Source organism: Pseudomonas fluorescens group sp. PF-69, assembly GCF_054481235.1.
The window spans coordinates 526,218-545,625 of sequence record NZ_JBTMNC010000001.1 but is presented as its reverse complement, the minus strand read 5'-3'; the positions used below and the strand labels follow the sequence as shown (position 1 = coordinate 545,625).

The following is a 19,408-nucleotide window of genomic DNA, read 5'->3' as shown; positions in this document are numbered from 1 at the left end:
GCCGTATGAGTAAAGAGAACATTTGCCTGGGAGGAGCGGCTTATTAAACCGCTTTTCTCCAAAGGTCCCTCACTGGGCGTGCGCGTGTTGGTGCTGGTCGTGCTTTCGATCGCGCTGATGGTGGTCGATGCCCGCTTCACACTGCTCAAGCCAGTGCGTAGCCAAATGTCGCTGGTGCTGATGCAGTCCTACTGGATCACCGACCTGCCGCAGCGGCTATGGCAAGGTGTGGCCAGCCAGTTCGGCAGCCGGACCGAACTCGTCGCCGAAAACGAAAAGCTCAAGACCGAGAACCTGCTGCTGCAGGGGCGCATGCAAAAGCTTGCCGCCCTGACCGAGCAGAACGTTCGGCTGCGCGAGTTGCTCAACTCTTCGGCGCTGGTGAACGAGAAGGTCGAAGTGGCCGAGCTGATCGGCATGGACCCCAATCCCTTTACCCATCGCATCATCATCAACAAAGGTGAGCGCGACGGCGTGGTCCTCGGTCAGCCGGTGCTCGATGCCCGCGGCCTGATGGGGCAAGTGGTCGAGTTGATGCCGTACACCTCCCGCGTCCTGTTGCTGACCGATTCCACCCACAGCATTCCGGTGCAGGTAAACCGCAACGGTCTGCGGGCGATCGCCAGCGGCACTGGCAATCCGGAGCGCCTGGAACTGCGTCATGTGGCCGATACCGCTGACATCAAGGAAGGTGATCTGCTGGTCAGCTCCGGCCTTGGCCAACGCTTCCCGGCAGGTTACCCGGTGGCGACGGTCAAGGAAGTGATTCACGACTCCGGTCAGCCATTCGCCATTGTTCGCGCCGTGCCGACGGCTGCGCTGAACCGCAGCCGATACCTGCTGCTGGTGTTCAGCGATACCCGTACCCCGGAAGAGCGTGCCAACGACGCTGCCCAGGCGCAGGAATCCCTGGATGCGCAGGGTGGCGGGCCGATCATTCCGGCGACCGTGCCCAAGCCGGCCATCGTTCCGACTCCGGCTCAGGCTGCCCCGGTGGCCCCGGCAGTGCCTGCTACCGTACCGGCGGCTACAACGCCGGCCAAACCAGGCGTTAAACATCCCAAGCCGTCCACGACCGCACCCGCGCCAGCCAAACCGCCGGCGGCACAACCCGCCGTAGTCAAACCTGCTGCCAAACCGCCTGTCTCCGCGCCGGCGACCACTGGGGGACGAGAATAATGGCTGGTGTCAAAGCCTCCCGAAACGGCTGGATCGTCTGGCTGACCTTCGCCATCGGCATGCTGCTCAGCGTTTCGCCGCTGCCGCAGTTCATGGAAATCCTTCGTCCTCTATGGCTGGCCCTGTTGCTGGCGTTCTGGGCATTGACCCTGCCGCAGAAGGTCGGGATGGTCACCGCGTGGTGCCTGGGCCTGACCGAGGATGTGCTGTATGGCACGTTGCTGGGGCAAAATGCCTTGATCCTGACGTTGATCACCTACCTGGTGCTGGCGTTGCAACAACGTCTTCGGATGTTCCCGATGTGGCAACAAAGCCTGGTGATCCTGGTGATCTTCGGCCTCGCGCAGTTGGTCCAGTTGTGGCTCAGCGCCCTGACCGGCAATCGCCAGCCGACGCTGGCACTGGTGTTGCCGGCACTGGTCAGTGCCTTGCTCTGGCCTTGGGTCAGCTTCGGTTTGCGCGGATTGCGTCGACGCTACAAAATCAACTGATTCGGTCAGGCATTTGCCCACACCATGACAAGGGAGATGTCTTGATGAAGTCGCTATACCTCGCCTCTGGCTCGCCGCGTCGACGTGAACTGCTTACGCAGATCGGCGTGCCGTTTTCCGCCGTCAGTGCGGACATCGATGAAACTCCTTTAGCTCACGAATCCCCATCGGCCTATGTCGAGCGTCTGGCGCGTGGCAAGGCTGCGGCCGGGCGCGATGTCGTGCAGTCCGGCGCTCCGTTTTGCGTGCTGGGAGCCGATACCGCCGTGGTGCTCGACGGGAAAATTCTCGGCAAGCCGGTTGATGAAGCTGACGCTTGCGCCATGCTGAAGATGTTGTCCGGGTGTGAGCATGAAGTCCTGACGGCGATCGCTGTACTCGAAGGTGAGCGTTGCGAGTCGCGGGTGGTGCGTAGCGTGGTGCGTTTTCGCCCGATAAGCAGCGATGAGGCAACGGCCTACTGGGCCAGCGGCGAGCCGAAGGACAAGGCCGGTGGTTATGGAATTCAAGGACTGGGTGCGGTGTTTGTCGCCGGGCTCAATGGAAGTTACTCGGCGGTGGTTGGCTTGCCGCTGTGCGAAACCGCAGAACTGCTCGGCCATTTCGGCATACCCTGTTGGCAAAACCATAATGCGCGTTAAGCGTTGTACTGACCAGATGTGGCCATTACCGTGAACATGCCTGAACGAGACCCTGCCATGAGTGAAGAGATCCTGATCAACATCACGCCGATGGAATCGCGCGTGGCGGTGGTTGAAAACGGTGTCCTGCAAGAGGTCCATGTCGAACGTACGCAAAAGCGCGGCATCGTTGGCAACATCTATAAAGGCAAGGTCGTACGGGTGTTGCCTGGCATGCAGGCCGCTTTCGTCGATATCGGTCTGGATCGCGCCGCGTTCATTCATGCTTCGGAAATTTCCCTGCGCGAAGGCCCGGCGGTCGAGAGCATCAGTGCCCTGGTTCATGAAGGGCAGAGCCTGGTGGTGCAAGTCACCAAGGACCCGATCGGCTCCAAAGGCGCCCGATTGACCACCCAGCTGTCGATCCCTTCGCGTTATCTGGTCTACATGCCGCGTACGGCTCATGTCGGCATTTCGCTGAAAATCGAAGATGAAGCCGAGCGTGAGCGTCTCAAGCAGGTGGTCTCCGATTGCGTCGCCAAAGAAGGCATCAAGGAGGCCGGCGGTTTTATCCTGCGTACCGCGGCGGAAGGCGCGGGTGCCGATGAAATCCTCATGGACATCCGCTACCTGCGCCGGCTCTGGGATCAGATCAATGCGCAGATCAAAACCATCAGCGCACCGAGTGTGATCTACGAAGACCTTGGTTTGGCGCTGCGTACCTTGCGTGACCTGGTGAGCCCGAAGATCGAAAAAATTCGCATCGACTCCCGGGAAACCTTCCAGAAAACCACGCAGTTCGTCGCCGAACTGATGCCGGAGATCGCCGATCGTCTGGAACATTACCCCGGCGAACGGCCGATTTTCGACCTGTACGGCGTCGAAGACGAAATCCAGAAAGCCCTGGAACGCAAAGTCCCGCTCAAGTCTGGCGGTTATCTGGTGGTCGACCCGGCGGAAGCCATGAGCACCATCGACGTCAACACCGGGGCGTTCGTCGGTCATCGCAACCTGGAAGAAACCATCTTCAAGACCAACCTGGAAGCCGCGACCGCGATTGCTCGACAGCTGCGCCTGCGTAATCTGGGCGGGATCATCATCATCGACTTCATCGACATGGAAGATGAAGAGCACCAGCGTCAAGTGCTGCGCACGCTCGAGAAGCAATTGGAGCGCGACCACGCCAAGACCAACATCATCGGTATCACCGAGTTGGGCCTGGTGCAGATGACCCGTAAACGCACCCGCGAAAGCCTCGAGCAGGTTCTGTGCGAGCCGTGCAGCAGTTGCCAGGGCCGCGGCAAATTGAAGACCCCGGAAACCGTCTGCTACGAAATCTTCCGCGAAATCCTCCGCGAAGCTCGCGCCTATCAGGCGGAAGGCTATCGTGTATTGGCGAACCAGAAAGTTGTCGATCGTCTGCTCGATGAGGAGTCGGGCAATGTCGCCGAGCTCGAAGGGTTTATCGGCCGCACGATTCGTTTCCAGGTGGAAACCATGTATTCCCAGGAACAATACGACGTGGTGTTGCTCTGATTCGCTACGCTTTAACTTTTCCTGAACGGCTGGCCTCAGCTTTTTGCAAAACATTTGCCATGGGAGCCAACTGACATGGAGCGTCTGACACGCATATTGGCCGCACTGACCCGCTGGGGTCTGGGCCTGTGCGCGTTGGTTTTGGTATTGATGGCATTGTACGTCAGCCTTGGCCGTGAGCTGACGCCGTTGGTGGCCGAGTATCGTGGTGAAGTCGAGAGCAAGGCCAGCGCCGCCTTGGGCATGCCGCTGCAGATTGGCGAGCTGAAAGGCAGTTGGAGCGGCTTCGCGCCTATTCTTTCGGCCCACGATGTGACGGTCGGTGAGGGTGCCAATGCCCTGCACCTGGAAAAGGTGCGGGCGGTGCCGGACCTCTGGGCCAGTCTGCTGGCGCGCGAGATACGTATTGCCCACCTGGAACTCAATGGCCTGAAGATCAGCCTCAAGCAAGGCAATGAGGGGGAGTGGGCGCTGGAAGGTTTGCCGGTCAGGAACGATCAGCCCCTCGACCCGGAGCAGTTGCTCAATAGCCTGCAAATGGTCCAGCAGTTGTCGGTGCTCGACAGTCAAATCACGTTGCAGCCGTGGGGGGAATCGCCCCTTAGCCTGACTTACGTTGGTCTGAATCTGAAAACCGGTGTATACCGCCAGCGGCTCGATGTTCGCTTGACCCTGCCTGATGGCCAGCCGATGGCGATGAGCCTGCGTACCCGCATTCAGGCCAGCCGATGGAAGGAGGGTGGGGCGGACGTCTACCTGAGCCTGCCGCAAAGTGACTGGTCGAAATGGCTGCCCGAAAGCGTTTCCCAGCAATGGAATTTCTCGCAGATCAAGGCCGGTGGCGAGTTGTGGGCCGCCTGGGGCCAAGGTGCCTTGCAAAGTGCCGCCATCCGGTTGAACGCGCCTCAAATCAAAGGTGCCTATGCCGAGCGCAAGCCGGTCCAGATCAATAATCTGGCGCTCAACGGCTATTTTCAGCGCAGCGCCGACGGCATGTTAGTCACCCTGGACTCTCTGGCCATGAACCTCGGCGAGACTCGCTGGGAATCACGCTTGCAGCTCAAGCAGCTGGCAGCCACCGACAAGGCAGAAGAGGTTTGGCACCTGCAAGCCGACCGCCTCGAGCTCACTCCGCTCACACCGCTGCTCAATGCCCTGGCGCCATTACCTGAAGGTTTCGCCACGACGGTCGAGCGGCTCAAGGTCATCGGTGGCCTGCGCAACGTTCTGATCGACGTGCGGCCCAATGCCACCGACGACAGCAAGTTCAGCTTTGCTGCCAATCTTGATCGGGTCGGCTTCGACGCCTACCACGGCGCTCCGGCGGCACGGAATGTCAGCGGCAGTATCAGCGGGGACCTGGGGCACGGCGAGCTGCGCATGGACAGCAAGGATTTCCTGCTGCACCTGGACCCGATTTTCGCCAAGCCATGGCAATACATTCAGGCCAATGCCCGGTTGACCTGGAAACTCGATAAAGAAGGCTTCACCCTGATCGCGCCGTACCTGAAGGTCTTGGGCGAGGAAGGCAAGATTGCCGGTGACTTCCTGATCCGGCTGCATTTTGACCACAACCAGGAAGACTACATGGACCTGCGGGTCGGCATGGTCGACGGGGACGGTCGCTATACCGCCAAGTACTTGCCGGCGGTCCTGAGCCCTTCACTCGACGAATGGCTGCGTACCGCGATTCTCAAGGGGGCAGTCGATCAAGGTTTCTTCCAGTACCAGGGCTCGCTGAATCACGGCGCCGAAGATGCCGCCCGCAGCATCAGCCTGTTTTTCAAAGTGCACGATGCCGAGTTGGCGTTTCAGCCGGGCTGGCCGCATGTCAGCAAGGTCACGGGGGACGTGTTCGTCGAGGACAGCGGCGTGCGGATTCTGGCCAGCAAGGGGCAGTTGCTCGACACCCAGGTCAGCGATATTTACGTCAACATTCCTCACGCTCCGGCAGGACAGAGCGCTCATCTGTTCCTTGACGGCGGGTTTGCCGGCGGCTTGGGTGACGGCCTGAAAATTCTCAAGGAAGCGCCAATCGGTACTGCCGAGACGTTCGCCGGCTGGGAAGGCGAGGGGGATCTGCAAGGTAAACTGAAGCTGGATATCCCGTTGGTCAAAGGCGAGCAGCCGAAGATCCTCGTCGACTTCAAAACGGCAAAGGCTCGACTGAAATTGCCCGAGCCCCCCCTTGAGTTGACTCAGCTCAAAGGTGATTTTCGTTTCGATAGCAGCAAAGGCTTGAGCGGCCAGAACATCACGGCACGAGCCTTCGACAAACCGGTGAGTGCGCGGATATTCGCCGATGGTCGTGAAGGCAGGCTCAATACCCGTGTCACGGCCACGGGGCAAGTCGAAGTCAAGAAACTCGCGAACTGGCTGAACGTCACCCAGCCGCTGCCGGCGAGCGGTGTGATCCCGTATCAATTGCAACTGACCCTCGACGGTGGCGATAGCCAGTTGATGGTCAGCTCCAGTCTCAAAGGTGTCGCCATCGATTTGCCGGCCCCTTTCGGCATGTCCGCCGAAACCGGGCGCGATACGACATTCCGCATGACGTTGCAGGGAGCGGAGCGACGCTATTGGGTGAATTACGGCGAATTGGCGAACTTCACCTTCGCCGCGCCTCCCGGAAATTTTGCCGAGGGTCGCGGTGAATTGTTCCTGGGTAATGGCAATGCCGTGTTGCCTGCTGCCAAAGGCCTGCGGGTGCGCGGCGTGCTATCGGAGCTGGATGTCGGCCCCTGGCAGGACCTGGCGAACAAGTACGCTGGGCAAGATCCGGGCGGCAGTGCCAAACAGTTGCTCAGCGGCGCGGATTTCAAGGTTGGCAAGCTCAGCGCGCTGGGCACCACTCTGGATCAGGCATCGGTGCAGTTGACGCGCAAACCGGCTGCCTGGGCTTTGCAGCTCGACAGCCAGCAGGTCAAGGGCGCCGCCAGCATTCCTGATGCGAAAGCTGCGCCGATGGTCATCAATCTGCAATATGTGCGCTTGCCGGCACCTGATCCGAAGGTCCTTGCCGACGAAAACTCGCCGGACCCGCTGGCCTCCGTGGATCCGACGAAGATCCCGGCGCTGGATATCACCATCAATCAGCTGTTCCAGGGCAATGATCTGGTCGGCGCCTGGTCACTCAAGGTTCGTCCGACGGCCAAGGGGATTGCCCTCAACTCACTGGATATGGGCCTCAAGGGCATCCTGTTGCAAGGCAGCGGAGGCTGGGAAGGCGCGCCCGGCTCCAGCACAAGCTGGTACAAGGGGCGGATCAGTGGCAAGAACCTGGCGGATGTACTCAAGGGATGGGGCTTCGCACCGAGCGTGACCAGCCAGGAATTCCGTATGGATGTCGATGGCCGTTGGCCCGGTTCACCGGCCTGGCTGGCCAGCAAGCGTTTCTCCGGGACCCTTGATGCCTCAATGAGTGAGGGCCAGTTTGTTGAAGTTGAAGGCGGTGCACAGGCGTTGCGAGTGTTCGGCCTGCTCAACTTCAACTCCATCGGCCGGCGATTGCGCCTGGATTTCTCCGACCTGTTCGGCAAAGGCTTGAGCTATGACCGGGTCAAGGGGCTGCTGGTGGCGACCAATGGCGTCTATGTGACCCGTGAGCCCATCCAGATGACCGGCCCGTCGAGTAATGTTGAGCTCAACGGCACCCTGAACCTGGTGGGCGATCAGATCGACGCCAAGCTGATGGTGACGTTGCCGGTGACCAATAACCTGCCAATTGCCGCCCTGATCGTGGGCGCGCCTGCCGTCGGCGGTGCTCTGTTCCTGATCGACAAGTTGATCGGTGACCGCGTGGCCCGTTTTGCCAGTGTGAAGTACACCGTCAAGGGGCCATGGAAAGAACCGAAAATCACCTACGACAAGCCTTTTTGACGCTCTTTTTCAGAACGCACACTCCAGGCCTATGGAGTAGCATGGACGTCTATCCATTCAGGAGCGCGCCATGTCTGTAGCGGTGATTCAAATGGTCAGCCAGAGCGATGTGCTGGCCAACCTGGCCCAGGCCCGTCGATTGCTCGAGCAGGCAGCAGCCGGTGGTGCGGCGCTTGCCGTGCTGCCGGAAAACTTCGCGGCCATGGGCCGGCGCGACATTGCCGACATCGGCCGCGCCGAGGCGCTGGGCGAAGGCCCGATCCTGCCCTGGTTGAAACAGACCGCTCGCGACCTCAAGTTATGGATTGTGGCCGGCACCTTGCCGCTGCCGCCGGTGGACCAGCCGGCAGCCAAGGTGCACGCCTGCTCGTTGCTGGTCGATGACCGGGGTGAGACGGTGGCGCGTTACGACAAGCTGCATTTGTTCGACGTTGACGTGGCAGACAATCGCGGCCGTTATCGCGAATCCGATGACTATGCTTATGGCAGTGGTGTCGTGGTCGCGGACACACCGGTGGGGCGAGTCGGCCTGACGGTCTGTTATGACCTGCGATTCCCGGAGTTGTACAGCGAATTGCGTGCTGTCGGCGCGGAGCTGATTACCGCACCATCGGCCTTTACTGCCGTGACCGGTGCGGCGCATTGGGACGTGTTGATTCGCGCGCGGGCCATTGAAACCCAGTGTTATGTGCTCGCGGCCGCCCAGGGTGGGACGCATCCGGGGCCGCGTGAAACCTGGGGGCATGCCGCCATCATCGACCCATGGGGGCGCGTGCTGGCGCAACAGGATCAAGGCGAGGCCGTGCTGCTGGCCGAGATAGACAGCAGCGAACAGGCGTCCATCCGGGCGCGGATGCCGGTGTCCAGTCACCGGCGCTTTTTCTCGCAGGGCGCCCAGCGGCCTGCATCAGAACGACGAATTTAAGGCATAAAGCATATGAGCGAGTTGTTGTCCTCAGTCAGTGATCACCTCCTGGCGCCTGGCGGCGTAACGATCGAGAGCCTGCAGGGTGTGCTCGGCGATCTGGCAGGCCCGGGAATCGATGCCGCCGACCTGTATTTCCAGGGGCAGATATCCGAGTCCTGGGCGCTGGAAGACGGCATCGTCAAGGAAGGCAGCTTCAACCTTGACCAGGGAGTGGGCGTGCGGGCGCAATCGGGTGAAAAGACCGGTTTTGCCTACAGCAACGCCATCACTCTGGAAGCCCTGGGCGCGGCGGCCCGTGCCGCCCGCTCGATCTCTCGGGCCGGGCAAAACGGCACCGTGCAGGCGTTCACCACCCAGGATGTCGCGCAGTTATATGGGGCAGACAATCCTCTGGAAGTGCTGACCCGTGCCGAGAAAGTCGATCTGCTCAAACGCATCGATGCCGCGACGCGCGCGCTTGATCCGCGCATCCAGCAAGTCACCGTCAGTATGGCGGGTGTCTGGGAACGGATTCTGGTGGCCTCCACCGACGGCGGGCTGGCGGCGGATGTGCGACCTCTGGTGCGTTTCAATGTCAGCGTGATCGTCGAGCAGAACGGCCGTCGTGAGCGCGGCGGGCATGGCGGTGGCGGTCGCACCGATTACCGTTATTTCCTCGCCGAAGATCGCGCCATGGGCTATGCCCGTGAAGCGCTGCGACAGGCGCTGGTCAACCTGGAGGCCATTCCGGCGCCGGCCGGTACGTTGCCGGTGGTGCTTGGCTCCGGTTGGTCGGGTGTGTTGCTGCACGAAGCGGTCGGCCACGGTCTGGAGGGAGATTTCAACCGCAAGGGCAGTTCAGCCTACAGCGGACGCATGGGCGAGATGGTTGCGTCCAAGCTTTGCACTATCGTCGATGACGGCACCCTGGCGGGGCGTCGTGGCTCCTTGAGCGTTGACGACGAAGGTACGCCGACCGAGTGCACGACGCTGATCGAAAACGGCGTACTCAAAGGCTACATGCAGGACAAACTCAACGCGCGCCTGATGGGCGTGGCCCGTACGGGTAACGGCCGTCGCGAATCCTACGCGCACCTGCCAATGCCGCGCATGACCAACACCTACATGCTCGCCGGTGAAAGCGATCCGGCCGAAATCATCGCCTCGGTGAAGCGCGGTATCTATTGCGCCAACCTCGGCGGCGGCCAGGTGGACATCACCAGCGGCAAGTTCGTGTTCTCCACCAGCGAGGCGTATCTGATCGAGGACGGCAAGATCACCGCTCCGGTCAAGGGCGCGACCCTGATCGGCAACGGGCCGGAAGCCATGAGCAAGGTGTCGATGGTCGGTAACGACCTGTCGCTGGACAGCGGTGTGGGGACGTGCGGCAAGGATGGGCAGTCGGTGCCGGTGGGTGTCGGCCAGCCAACGCTGAAAATTGATGCGATCACCGTGGGTGGCACGGGCGCGTAAGGCGTGGAGCTGCGGGTGAGCCGCCAGGCGACTCACCCGATCAGAGTCTCAGCGCAGACCGCGTTGAGTCTCGTCCAGCTCACGGATGTACTTGAAGATTTTGCGGCTCGATGCCGGTGGCTTGTTGGTCGCCAATTCGTGCTGGGCCTGACGGATCAGGGAGCGCAATTGCTGGCGATCAGCCTCCGGGTAGTCGATGACGAACTTTTCCAGGACTGCATCGTCGCCAGCGATCAGGCGATCACGCCAGCGCTCCAGGTTATGGAAGCGTTCGTTGTATTGGCGAGTGGAGGCATCGAGTTGATCGAGCAAGACCAGAATGGCGTCAGTGTCCTGATCGCGCATCAGTTTGCCGATGAACTGGAGGTGCCGTTTACGCGCGATGTTCGCCGTGTGCTTGGGCGCATCGGCCAAGGCCCGGCGCAAAGCGTCGGTCAAGGGCAGTTTTGCCAGCAAGTCAGGCTTGAGTGTCGTAAGGCGTTCGCCAAGGTCAACCAGAGCATGCAGCTCGCGTTTGACCTGGGATTTGCTTTTTTCTCCCGTATCGAGGGAGTCGTCGTAAGAATCAACCATGGTGGCCGTCCGCAAAGAAACGCCGCCATGATAACCAGTCGGGGGCCGCTTGTCCGGCCCGGTCGCTCGATGACCTATACCGAAAGCAGAATTTGAGTGGAGAACAGCATGAGTGCAGTTGAAAGCGTCGGCCCACAAGCGTTGCCGGCACTGCAAGAACAAGTCGAGCAGATCATCGCTGAAGCCAGGCGCCAGGGGGCCAGTGCCTGTGAAGTGGCGGTATCCCTGGAGCAGGGTCTGTCGACTACGGTGCGCCAGCGCGAAGTCGAAACCGTCGAATTCAATCGTGATCAGGGTTTTGGCATCACCTTGTACGTTGGCCAGCGCAAGGGTTCGGCCAGCACCTCGGCCAGCGGTCCGGAGGCGATTCGTGAGACCGTGGCCGCCGCCTTGGCCATTGCCAAACACACCTCGGAAGACGAAGCGTCGGGCCTGGCGGATGCCGCTCTGATGGCTCGTGACGTTCAGGATTTCGACCTGTTCCACCCATGGGATATCACACCGGAGCAGGCAATCGAGCAGGCGCTGGCCTGTGAAGCGGCCGCATTTGCTGCCGACAGCCGGATCAAGAATGCCGATGGCACTACGCTGAGCACCCATCAAGGCTGCCGTGTCTATGGCAACAGCCACGGTTTTATCGGCGGTTATGCGTCGACCCGGCACAGCCTGAGCTGCGTGATGATCGCCGAGGCCGATGGTCAGATGCAGCGCGATTATTGGTATGACGTGAACCGCCAGGGCAATTTGCTGGCTGATCCGGTGAGCATTGGCCAGCGTGCCGCACAACGGGCGGCAAGCCGTCTCGGCGCGCGTCCGGTGCCAACCTGCGAAGTGCCGGTGCTGTTTTCCGCGGAGTTGGCCGGTGGTTTGTTCGGTAGCTTCCTGTCGGCGATTTCCGGCGGCAGCCTGTACCGCAAGTCATCGTTCCTTGAAGGCACCCTGGGTCAGAAGCTGTTTCCTGAATGGCTGACCATCGATGAGCGTCCGCACTTGATGCGTGCCTTGGGCAGCGCGGCCTTCGATGGCGATGGTCTGGCGACTTACGCGAAGCCGTTCGTTGAAAAGGGCGAGCTGGTGTCTTACATCCTCGGTACTTACTCCGGTCGCAAGCTCGGCATGCCGAGCACCGCGAATGCCGGAGGCGTGCATAACCTGTTCGTCACCCATGGTGATGAAGATCAGGCGGCCTTGCTGCGTCGCATGGGGCGTGGCCTGCTGGTGACCGAATTGATGGGGCAAGGCCTGAACATGGTCACGGGCGACTACTCCCGTGGCGCGGCCGGTTACTGGGTCGAGAACGGTGAAATCCAGTTCGCGGTCCAGGAAGTGACCATTGCCGGCAACATGCGTGACATGTTCAAGCAGATCGTTGCCGTGGGTAACGACCTGGAGCTGCGCAGCAACATTCGTACGGGTTCTGTGCTGATCGAGCGAATGACAGTGGCGGGCAGCTAAACCCGCTCGTCACAAAAAAGGCGCGCCACCTGATTGGGTGGTGCGCCTTTTTTATTGGGCTACTGAGCGGGTTTGGTCTGGATTGGCGTTTACTCGCCTTCGTCGAAATAACGGTTGATCAAGTCTTTCAACGCATCCAGTGCACGTTGCGCGTCTTCGCCTTCGGTGCTGATGTAGATTTTGGTGCCCTTGCCAGCCGCGAGCATCATCATTGCCATGATGCTTTTGCCGTCGACCGTGGATTCCGGAGTGCGTCCGACTCTGATCGTGCAGTCCTTGAACTCACCGGCGACTCCGACGAATTTTGCAGAAGCACGGGCATGCAGGCCCAGCTTGTTGATGATTTCGATTTCCTGAGCAGGCATCGCGGTGTGAATCCTTTAGCTGAGGTCGCGGTGGCGAACCTGGACGTTCTTCAGGGATTGTTGCAGCGTCTTGCCTAAACGTTCGGTCAGGTAGACGGAGCGGTGATGCCCGCCCGTGCAGCCAATGGCAATGGTGACATAGGCGCGGTTGCTGGCGGCAAAGCGGGGCAACCATTTGAGCAGATAGGTGGAGATGTCCTGGAACATCTCTTCTACATCCGGCTGGGCTGCGAGGTACTCGGCAACGGGTTGATCAAGCCCGGACTGCGCTCGAAGCTCGGGTTTCCAGTAGGGATTGGGCAGGCAGCGCACGTCGAATACCAGGTCGGCATCCACTGGCATGCCACGCTTGAAACCAAAGGACTCCACTAGGAATGCCGTGCCGGGTTCCGGCTGGTTCAGCAAGCGCAGTTTGATCGTATCCCGTAGCTGATACAGGTTGAGGTTGGTGGTGTTGACTTTGAGATCGGCAAGGTCGGCGATGGGGCCGAGCAGGCTGGTTTCATCGTTGATCGCTTCAGCCAGCGAACGATTGGCACTGCTCAGCGGGTGACGACGACGGGTTTCCGAAAAACGCTTGAGCAAGGTTTCTTCGTCGGCATCCAGGTACAGAACATCGCACTGGATATGCCGGCTGCGGACTTCTTCGAGCAATTCGGGGAATCGCGACAAGTGACTTGGCAGGTTGCGTGCATCAATGGACACGGCCACCAGCGGCTGTGCCAGTTCGGTGTGGATCAATGCGCGTTCGGCGAGTTCCGGCAGCAACCCGGCGGGAAGGTTGTCGATGCAGTAGTAGCCACTGTCCTCGAGTACATCAAGGGCGGTGCTTTTACCTGAGCCGGAGCGGCCACTGACGATGATCAAGCGCATGGTTACTGACCGTTTTGCTCGTCCAGGACAACCTGATACAAGGCTTCATTGCTCGGGGCGCTGCGCAGTTTTTCGCGCACTTCCTTGCGGTCGAGCATGCTGGCAATTTGGCGCAAAAGCTCCAGGTGCGCATCGGTAGCGGCTTGCGGGACCAGTAGAACGAACAACAGGTCAACCGGTGCGCCGTCGATGGCGTCGAAATCTATGGGGGCATCGAGGTGCATCAGGGCACTGATGGGTGAAGAGCAGCCCTTCAGGCGACAGTGGGGAATGGCGATGCCGTTACCAAAACCCGTCGAGCCGAGTTTTTCACGGGCAATCAACGCCTCGAAGACATCTTGCATCTCCAGATCCGGCACTTCCCGGGCGATCAGGTTGGCAATTTGTTCGAGGGCTTTCTTTTTACTGCCGCCCGGCACGTTCACAAGGGAACGGCCGGGGGTCAGGATGCTTTCAAGTCGGATCATGGGTTGGGGGTGTTAACGACCGGTAGCGCCCTGTAGGAGGCTCTGGGTCTTTTCCTTATGCTTTTTGAGTTGTTTATCCAGCTTGTCGGTCAGTGCGTCGATCGCCGCGTACATATCGGTATGTTCCGCGTTCGCGACCACTTCATTGCCGGGAATATGCAGCGTGGCTTCGATTTTCTGCTTCAACTTTTCGACGGTCATCGTGACCTGTACGTTGGTGATCTTGTCGAAGTGCCTCTCTAACCGTTCGAGTTTTTCGCCGATGTAGGTGCGAAGAGGTTCGGTCACTTCCAGTTGGTGTCCACTGATGTTGACTTGCATACAGCTTCTCCTTCGTTGCCAGTGCATAAAGCGGTAGATCAAATGATCTACCACTGGAACGCTGTGGCGTGGCTCTACATCAACCGCTTGCGTTCGCTCGAAGGCGCGATCCCCAGGGATTCGCGGTACTTGGCGACGGTGCGGCGAGCCACCTGAATGCCTTGTGCCTCCAGTAAACCAGCGATCTTGCTGTCACTCAACGGCTTTTTCTGATTTTCCGCGGCAACCAGTTTTTTGATGATCGCGCGGATCGCCGTGGACGAGCATTCGCCGCCTTCGGAGGTGCTGACATGGCTGGAAAAAAAGTACTTCAGTTCATATATGCCCCGAGGGGTATGCATGAATTTCTGTGTGGTCACCCGTGAAATTGTCGACTCGTGCATGCCAACCGCCTCGGCGATGTCATGCAGGACCAGCGGTTTCATGGCTTCGTCGCCGTATTCCAGGAAGCCGCGCTGATGCTCGACGATCTGGGTGGCAACTTTCATCAGGGTTTCATTGCGGCTTTGCAGGCTCTTGATGAACCAGCGGGCTTCCTGCAACTGATTGCGCATGAACGTGTTGTCGGCGCTGGTGTCGGCGCGACGCACGAAGCCGGCGTACTGGGCGTTGACCCGAAGACGCGGAACCGATTCCTGGTTGAGTTCCACCAGCCAGCGCTCGTTGTCCTTGCGCACGATCACGTCGGGAACCACGTATTCGGCTTCAGTGGATTCGATTTGCGAGCCCGGGCGCGGATTGAGGCTCTGAACCAGTTCGATCACCTGGCGCAGCTCATCTTCCTTGAGCTTCATGCGGCGCATCAGCTGGCTGTAATCGCGGCTGCCGAGCAAGTCGATGTAGTCGGTGACCAGGCGCTTTGCTTCGGCGAGCCAAGGAGTTTTAGCTGGCAACTGGCGTAATTGCAGCAGCAGGCATTCGCCCAGGTTGCGGGCGCCGATCCCGGCGGGTTCGAATTGCTGGATACGGTGCAGGACGGCTTCGATTTCGTCCAGCTCGATGTCCAGCTCCGGGTCGAAGGCTTCGAGGATCTCCTCGAGCGTCTCGTCCAGGTAGCCCTGATTGTTGATGCAATCGATCAGGGTCACGGCGATCAGGCGATCGGTGTCGGACATGGGCGCCAGGTTCAATTGCCACAGCAAATGGCTTTGCAGGCTTTCACCGGCCGATGTGCGGGTGGTGAAATCCCACTCGTCGTCATCGTTGCTCGGCAGACTGCTGGCGCTGGTCTGGTAAACGTCTTCCCAGGCGGTATCGACGGGCAGTTCGTTGGGGATACGCTCGTTCCAGTCGCCTTCCTCGAGGTTATCAACCGTCGGTGCGCTTTCCTGGTAGGAGGGTTCCTGAATGTCGGGGTTGGGTTTCTGTTCGACGTTGTCGGCCAAGGGGTCGCTGTTATCGAAGTCGTCGCCTTCTTCCTGGCGTTCGAGCATCGGATTGGACTCCAGGGCCTCCTGGATTTCCTGTTGCAGGTCCAGGGTCGACAATTGGAGCAGGCGGATGGCCTGTTGCAGCTGCGGTGTCATCGTCAGCTGCTGGCCCATTCTCAAGACTAGCGATGGTTTCATGGCAGGGGCTAAACACCTTATTCGCCGGCGCACATGCGCCATCCACTACAGGGCGCCGGAGCGCCAAACATAAGCAAATTATATGCCTGAAACTGAAGTGTTTGCCTAGAGCGCTGTAACAATAAAAAAGTGTTGATTTTTTATCGAGACAAGCGCTCGGTCGACTAGCCAGACACCTCGGTGCTTACAGGCGGAACTCATGGCCCAAATACACTTCCTTGACCAGATCGTTGGCCAGGATGGTTTCAGCGTCGCCTTCGGCGATCAATTGGCCATCGTTGACGATGTAGGCGGTTTCACAGATGTCGAGGGTTTCACGGACGTTGTGGTCGGTGATCAGCACGCCAATGCCTTTGGCCTTGAGGTGATGAATGATCTGTTTGATGTCGCCGACCGAAATCGGGTCCACGCCGGCGAAGGGCTCGTCGAGGAGGATGAATTTCGGGTTGGTGGCCAATGCCCGGGCGATTTCCACGCGGCGGCGTTCACCACCGGACAGGCTCATGCCGAGGTTGTCGCGGATGTGGCTGATGTGGAATTCCTGCAGCAGGCTTTCCAGCTCCTTGCGGCGACCGGCTTTGTCGAGTTCCTTGCGGGTCTCGAGGATCGCCATGATGTTGTCGGCGACCGAGAGTTTGCGGAAGATCGACGCTTCTTGCGGCAGATAGCCGATACCGGCCTTGGCGCGGCCGTGCATTGGCTGGTGGCTGACGTCCAGGTCGTCGATCAGTATGCGGCCCTGATCGGCCTGCACCAGGCCCACGATCATGTAGAAGCAGGTGGTCTTGCCGGCACCGTTAGGGCCTAGCAGGCCAACGATCTGACCGCTGTCGATGGACAGGCTGACATCACGGACGACCTGGCGGCTCTTGTAGCTCTTGGCCAGATGCTGAGCTTTCAGAGTTGCCATTACTGGGCCTTTTGCTCGTCGGTTTTCTTCTTCGGCTGGATCACCATGTCGATGCGCGGACGCGCTTCGGTGACCTTGTTGCCTGTTGCACGGCCAGCGCTCGCAAGCTTCTTGACGGTGTCGTAGACGATTTTCTCGCCCTGGGTGGTGTTGTTGTCCTTGTCGACGACTTTGGCGCGATCGATCAGTACGACGCGGTTTTGCGCGGCGTGGTACTGGATGGTCACTCCCCAGCCCTGGACGGGCTTGGTGTCGCCCTGGGCTTGCAGTTGTTCGAAGTAGGCGAGATTGCCCACAGAGGTCACCACATCGATATCGCCGGTCGGCGTGCGAGTGATGGTCACGGTGTTGCCGGTGACTTTCATCGAGCCCTGGGTAATGATCACGTCACCTTTGTAAGTGGCAATGCCATTCTTGTCGTCCAGTTGGGCGTCATCGGCTTGAATGCGGATAGGCTGCTCTTGATCGTTCGGCAGAGCCCAGGCGCTCAGGCTTCCCAGTGCTGCGACCAGACTGAGCAAAATAGGGAGGGTTTTAACGAGCCTCATACTGTCCTCTTACGTTCGAAAGCAGGTGTATCCTGCTTTCTTTCAAATACGCTTTCATTCCGGTACCGGTCGATACGCCGCCAGCGCCGTCGATTCTAACGGGTTGCTCGGTCTGCGCATATTGCTGCTGCGGGAACACTGTCATTCGAGTGGTGGTGATCAGGGTTCTGCGGTTTTTTTCGTCAAAGCGCGTGATGCGTACCGAATCGATCAATTCAACCTGCGTGCCGTCCGGGTTGACCTCACCCTTTTCGCTCTGGACGTGCCACGGGAACTCGGTGCCGCGGAACATGTTCAGGTCAGGGTTGGTCAGCAGCGTGACTTCGCTTGCTTTCAGGTGCTCGACCTTGTCGGAAGTCATTTCGTATTGAAGCCTGCCATCGGGCAGGAACTGCACGCTGTGGGCGTTGGTGGCGTAATAATCGATTTCGCTTTCGTCGACATGCGCGATCGGCTTGTCGAGGAAGCGTTCCGGGCTGATGTTCCAGTAGCCGACCGCGGCGAAAATCGCCGCAATGCAACCGAACACCAGAATGTTGCGAATTTTTTTGTTCAGCATGGTTTGGCTCACAGGTACGCGGCGTTGGCCGCATCGAGACGGCCCTGGGCGCGCAGGATCAATTCGCAGAATTCGCGGGCGGCACCCTCGCCACCGCGGGCCTGGGTTACTCCGTGAGCGTGTTCACGCACAAAGCTTGCGGCATTGGCCACCGCCATGCCCAGGCCGACGCGGCGAATCACCGGCAGGTCCGGCAAGTCGTCGCCTAGATAAGCGACCTGCTCATAGCTTAGGTTGAGTTGGCCGAGAAGCTCGTCGAGCACCACCAGTTTGTCTTCGCGCCCCTGGTACAGATGCGGGATGCCGAGGTTTTTCGCCCGTCGTTCAACCACCGGGGTTTTGCGGCCGCTGATGATCGCGGTCTGGACGCCGGCCGCCATCAGCATCTTGATGCCCTGGCCGTCGAGGGTATTGAAGGTCTTGAATTCGCTGCCGTCTTCGAGAAAGTACAGGCGCCCGTCGGTCAGGACGCCATCGACATCGAATACTGCCAGTTTGATCTGTTGGCCGCGTTGCAGCAGGTCCGCGCTCATTACATTACTCCTGCACGCAGCAAGTCGTGCATGTTCAAGGCGCCGACCGGGCGGTCTTCGCTGTCGACCACGACCAATGCGTTGATTTTATGATCTTCCATGATTTTCAGGGCCTCGGCGGCGAGCATCTCGGCGCGGGCGGTCTTGCCGTGCACGGTCATGACCTGATCTATCGTGGCGCTATGGATGTCGACGCTGCGGTCCAGGGTGCGGCGCAAGTCGCCGTCGGTGAAGATCCCGGCCAGCTTGCCGTCGGCCTCCAGGATGACTGTCATGCCAAGGCCCTTGCGGGTCATTTCCATCAGCGCATCCTTGAGCAAGGTGCCGCGCTGAACCTGTGGCAACTCTTGCCCGGCGTGCATGACATTTTCCACCTTCAGCAGCAGGCGTCGGCCCAATGCTCCACCGGGATGGGAGAAGGCGAAGTCTTCAGCGGTAAAGCCGCGCGCTTCCAGCAGTGCGACAGCCAGGGCGTCGCCCATGACCAGCGCCGCAGTAGTAGAGGAGGTGGGGGCCAGGTTCAGCGGGCAGGCTTCATGCTCGACGTGAACGTTCAGGTTGACCTCGGCGGCCTTGGCCAGCGGCGAGTTCGGGTTGCCGGTCATGCTGATCAGCTGGATGCCCAGACGCTTGATCAGTGGCAGCAGGGTGACGATTTCATTGGTCGAGCCGGAGTTCGACAGCGCCAGGATGACGTCGTCGCGGGTGATCATTCCCATGTCGCCGTGGCTGGCTTCGGCCGGGTGCACGAAAAATGCGGTGGTGCCGGTGCTGGCCAGGGTGGCGGCGATCTTGTTGCCGACATGCCCCGACTTGCCCATGCCGACCACGACTACGCGGCCTTTGCTGGCCAGAATCATCTCGCAGGCGCGTACGAAATCTGCGTCGATATGCGGCAGCAAGCTTTGTACGGCTTCTACCTCGAGGCGGATGGTGCGTTGTGCTGATTGAATCAGGTCGCTGGATTGGCTCATGTCTGAATCGTATAGCCTGATGAAAAGGCGGCGATTATAGCGGTTATGATCGAAACCCTCACGCATGTTTGTCGAGCATTGTCATTCCATGCTGCTCAATCCCTCTAAATGAGCGTTTTTGCCTGTCTCGTTGCTGAATATGGCTCGGCATTGGCCTTGGGCGCGTGGCCATTGCAG

Annotated in this window: 19 protein-coding genes; 8 read left to right on the top strand and 11 right to left on the bottom strand. The window is 59.8% G+C overall.

Annotation, left to right across the window (positions count from 1 at the left end; genetic code table 11):
* The first annotated feature begins 42 nt into the window (after positions 1–42).
* The 7 genes from mreC to tldD all read left to right on the top strand — a co-directional run bounded on the left by mreC (position 43) and on the right by tldD (position 10,085).
* Positions 43–1,179 carry a rod shape-determining protein MreC gene (gene mreC, locus ACX3YF_RS02560; protein WP_130203947.1) on the top strand — a complete coding sequence of 379 codons (1,137 nt, stop codon included), beginning with the start codon at positions 43–45 and terminating at the stop codon, positions 1,177–1,179.
* Positions 1,179–1,670, top strand: a complete 492-nt coding sequence (gene mreD / locus ACX3YF_RS02555; RefSeq protein ID WP_449104722.1) for a rod shape-determining protein MreD — start codon at positions 1,179–1,181, stop codon at positions 1,668–1,670. The genes mreC and mreD overlap by 1 nt, the downstream gene beginning before the upstream one ends.
* Before the next feature lie 44 nt (positions 1,671–1,714).
* Positions 1,715–2,311 (top strand): Maf family protein, encoded by a 597-nt coding sequence (locus ACX3YF_RS02550; protein ID WP_458946101.1) that lies wholly within the window; start codon positions 1,715–1,717, stop codon positions 2,309–2,311.
* A gap of 57 nt (positions 2,312–2,368) precedes the next feature.
* Positions 2,369–3,826, top strand: a complete 1,458-nt coding sequence (gene rng / locus ACX3YF_RS02545; protein WP_047537689.1) for a ribonuclease G — start codon at positions 2,369–2,371, stop codon at positions 3,824–3,826.
* Between the two features lie 75 nt (positions 3,827–3,901).
* Positions 3,902–7,705: a YhdP family protein gene (locus ACX3YF_RS02540; protein WP_130203949.1), complete on the top strand. Its 3,804-nt coding sequence runs from the start codon at positions 3,902–3,904 to the stop codon at positions 7,703–7,705.
* A gap of 70 nt (positions 7,706–7,775) precedes the next feature.
* The gene (locus ACX3YF_RS02535) at positions 7,776–8,630 is read left to right on the top strand and encodes a carbon-nitrogen hydrolase family protein (protein ID WP_130203950.1); all 855 of its coding nucleotides are present in this window, start codon (positions 7,776–7,778) and stop codon (positions 8,628–8,630) included.
* Positions 8,631–8,642: 12 nt separating this feature from the next.
* Positions 8,643–10,085 carry a metalloprotease TldD gene (gene tldD / locus ACX3YF_RS02530; RefSeq protein ID WP_130203951.1) on the top strand — a complete coding sequence of 481 codons (1,443 nt, stop codon included), beginning with the start codon at positions 8,643–8,645 and terminating at the stop codon, positions 10,083–10,085.
* A 48-nt stretch (positions 10,086–10,133) separates the two neighbouring features.
* Here the strand turns inward: tldD and yjgA are convergent, their stop codons facing one another.
* Positions 10,134–10,658 carry a ribosome biogenesis factor YjgA gene (gene yjgA, locus ACX3YF_RS02525; protein WP_047537701.1) on the bottom strand — a complete coding sequence of 175 codons (525 nt, stop codon included), beginning with the start codon at positions 10,656–10,658 and terminating at the stop codon, positions 10,134–10,136.
* 108 nt (positions 10,659–10,766) lie between these two features.
* On the opposite strand from yjgA, the gene pmbA reads away from it, so the two are divergent.
* Positions 10,767–12,113, top strand: coding sequence for a metalloprotease PmbA (gene pmbA, locus ACX3YF_RS02520; RefSeq protein WP_130203952.1), 1,347 nt, complete (start codon positions 10,767–10,769; stop codon positions 12,111–12,113).
* 89 nt (positions 12,114–12,202) lie between these two features.
* Here the strand turns inward: pmbA and ACX3YF_RS02515 are convergent, their stop codons facing one another.
* From ACX3YF_RS02515 to ACX3YF_RS02470, 10 genes are all read right to left on the bottom strand, one after another.
* Positions 12,203–12,478, bottom strand: coding sequence for an HPr family phosphocarrier protein (locus tag ACX3YF_RS02515; RefSeq protein ID WP_130203953.1), 276 nt, complete (start codon positions 12,476–12,478; stop codon positions 12,203–12,205).
* Positions 12,479–12,493: 15 nt separating this feature from the next.
* Positions 12,494–13,351, bottom strand: a complete 858-nt coding sequence (gene rapZ / locus ACX3YF_RS02510) for an RNase adapter RapZ (protein ID WP_047537710.1) — start codon at positions 13,349–13,351, stop codon at positions 12,494–12,496.
* A gap of 2 nt (positions 13,352–13,353) precedes the next feature.
* Complete coding sequence (ptsN, locus tag ACX3YF_RS02505) at positions 13,354–13,818, bottom strand: PTS IIA-like nitrogen regulatory protein PtsN (RefSeq protein WP_047537713.1); 465 nt, start codon at positions 13,816–13,818, stop codon at positions 13,354–13,356.
* Between the two features lie 12 nt (positions 13,819–13,830).
* Positions 13,831–14,139, bottom strand: coding sequence for a ribosome hibernation-promoting factor, HPF/YfiA family (hpf, locus tag ACX3YF_RS02500; protein WP_007941242.1), 309 nt, complete (start codon positions 14,137–14,139; stop codon positions 13,831–13,833).
* Between the two features lie 74 nt (positions 14,140–14,213).
* A complete protein-coding gene (locus ACX3YF_RS02495) occupies positions 14,214–15,707 on the bottom strand; it encodes an RNA polymerase factor sigma-54 (RefSeq protein WP_130203954.1) in 1,494 nt (497 codons plus the stop codon).
* Positions 15,708–15,891: 184 nt separating this feature from the next.
* Positions 15,892–16,617 carry an LPS export ABC transporter ATP-binding protein gene (gene lptB / locus ACX3YF_RS02490; protein WP_130203955.1) on the bottom strand — a complete coding sequence of 242 codons (726 nt, stop codon included), beginning with the start codon at positions 16,615–16,617 and terminating at the stop codon, positions 15,892–15,894.
* Positions 16,617–17,165 carry a lipopolysaccharide transport periplasmic protein LptA gene (lptA, locus tag ACX3YF_RS02485; protein WP_130203956.1) on the bottom strand — a complete coding sequence of 183 codons (549 nt, stop codon included), beginning with the start codon at positions 17,163–17,165 and terminating at the stop codon, positions 16,617–16,619. Before lptA ends, lptB begins: the two co-directional genes overlap by 1 nt.
* Positions 17,152–17,724, bottom strand: a complete 573-nt coding sequence (gene lptC / locus ACX3YF_RS02480) for an LPS export ABC transporter periplasmic protein LptC (protein WP_047537727.1) — start codon at positions 17,722–17,724, stop codon at positions 17,152–17,154. The genes lptA and lptC overlap by 14 nt, the downstream gene beginning before the upstream one ends.
* An 8-nt stretch (positions 17,725–17,732) precedes the next feature.
* A complete protein-coding gene (locus tag ACX3YF_RS02475; RefSeq protein ID WP_034147095.1) occupies positions 17,733–18,257 on the bottom strand; it encodes a KdsC family phosphatase in 525 nt (174 codons plus the stop codon).
* Complete coding sequence (locus ACX3YF_RS02470; RefSeq protein WP_130203958.1) at positions 18,257–19,231, bottom strand: KpsF/GutQ family sugar-phosphate isomerase; 975 nt, start codon at positions 19,229–19,231, stop codon at positions 18,257–18,259. Before ACX3YF_RS02470 ends, ACX3YF_RS02475 begins: the two co-directional genes overlap by 1 nt.
* Between the last annotated feature and the right edge of the window lie 177 nt (positions 19,232–19,408).

Excerpts from the sequence above, each read along its gene's own strand:
- rapZ (WP_047537710.1), bottom strand. The coding sequence starts at position 13,351 with ATGCGCTTGATCATCGTCAGTGGCCGCTCCGGCTCAGGTAAAAGCACC.
- tldD (WP_130203951.1), top strand. The coding sequence starts at position 8,643 with ATGAGCGAGTTGTTGTCCTCAGTCAGTGATCACCTCCTGGCGCCTGGC.
- ACX3YF_RS02535 (WP_130203950.1), top strand. The coding sequence starts at position 7,776 with ATGTCTGTAGCGGTGATTCAAATGGTCAGCCAGAGCGATGTGCTGGCC.
- rng (WP_047537689.1), top strand. The coding sequence starts at position 2,369 with ATGAGTGAAGAGATCCTGATCAACATCACGCCGATGGAATCGCGCGTG.
- yjgA (WP_047537701.1), bottom strand. The coding sequence starts at position 10,658 with ATGGTTGATTCTTACGACGACTCCCTCGATACGGGAGAAAAAAGCAAA.
- ACX3YF_RS02515 (WP_130203953.1), bottom strand. The coding sequence starts at position 12,478 with ATGCCTGCTCAGGAAATCGAAATCATCAACAAGCTGGGCCTGCATGCC.
- pmbA (WP_130203952.1), top strand. The coding sequence starts at position 10,767 with ATGAGTGCAGTTGAAAGCGTCGGCCCACAAGCGTTGCCGGCACTGCAA.
- ptsN (WP_047537713.1), bottom strand. The coding sequence starts at position 13,818 with ATGATCCGACTTGAAAGCATCCTGACCCCCGGCCGTTCCCTTGTGAAC.
- ACX3YF_RS02540 (WP_130203949.1), top strand. The coding sequence starts at position 3,902 with ATGGAGCGTCTGACACGCATATTGGCCGCACTGACCCGCTGGGGTCTG.
- lptB (WP_130203955.1), bottom strand. The coding sequence starts at position 16,617 with ATGGCAACTCTGAAAGCTCAGCATCTGGCCAAGAGCTACAAGAGCCGC.
- hpf (WP_007941242.1), bottom strand. The coding sequence starts at position 14,139 with ATGCAAGTCAACATCAGTGGACACCAACTGGAAGTGACCGAACCTCTT.
- mreD (WP_449104722.1), top strand. The coding sequence starts at position 1,179 with ATGGCTGGTGTCAAAGCCTCCCGAAACGGCTGGATCGTCTGGCTGACC.
- lptC (WP_047537727.1), bottom strand. The coding sequence starts at position 17,724 with ATGCTGAACAAAAAAATTCGCAACATTCTGGTGTTCGGTTGCATTGCG.
- ACX3YF_RS02470 (WP_130203958.1), bottom strand. The coding sequence starts at position 19,231 with ATGAGCCAATCCAGCGACCTGATTCAATCAGCACAACGCACCATCCGC.
- ACX3YF_RS02495 (WP_130203954.1), bottom strand. The coding sequence starts at position 15,707 with ATGAAACCATCGCTAGTCTTGAGAATGGGCCAGCAGCTGACGATGACA.
- lptA (WP_130203956.1), bottom strand. The coding sequence starts at position 17,165 with ATGAGGCTCGTTAAAACCCTCCCTATTTTGCTCAGTCTGGTCGCAGCA.
- ACX3YF_RS02550 (WP_458946101.1), top strand. The coding sequence starts at position 1,715 with ATGAAGTCGCTATACCTCGCCTCTGGCTCGCCGCGTCGACGTGAACTG.
- ACX3YF_RS02475 (WP_034147095.1), bottom strand. The coding sequence starts at position 18,257 with ATGAGCGCGGACCTGCTGCAACGCGGCCAACAGATCAAACTGGCAGTA.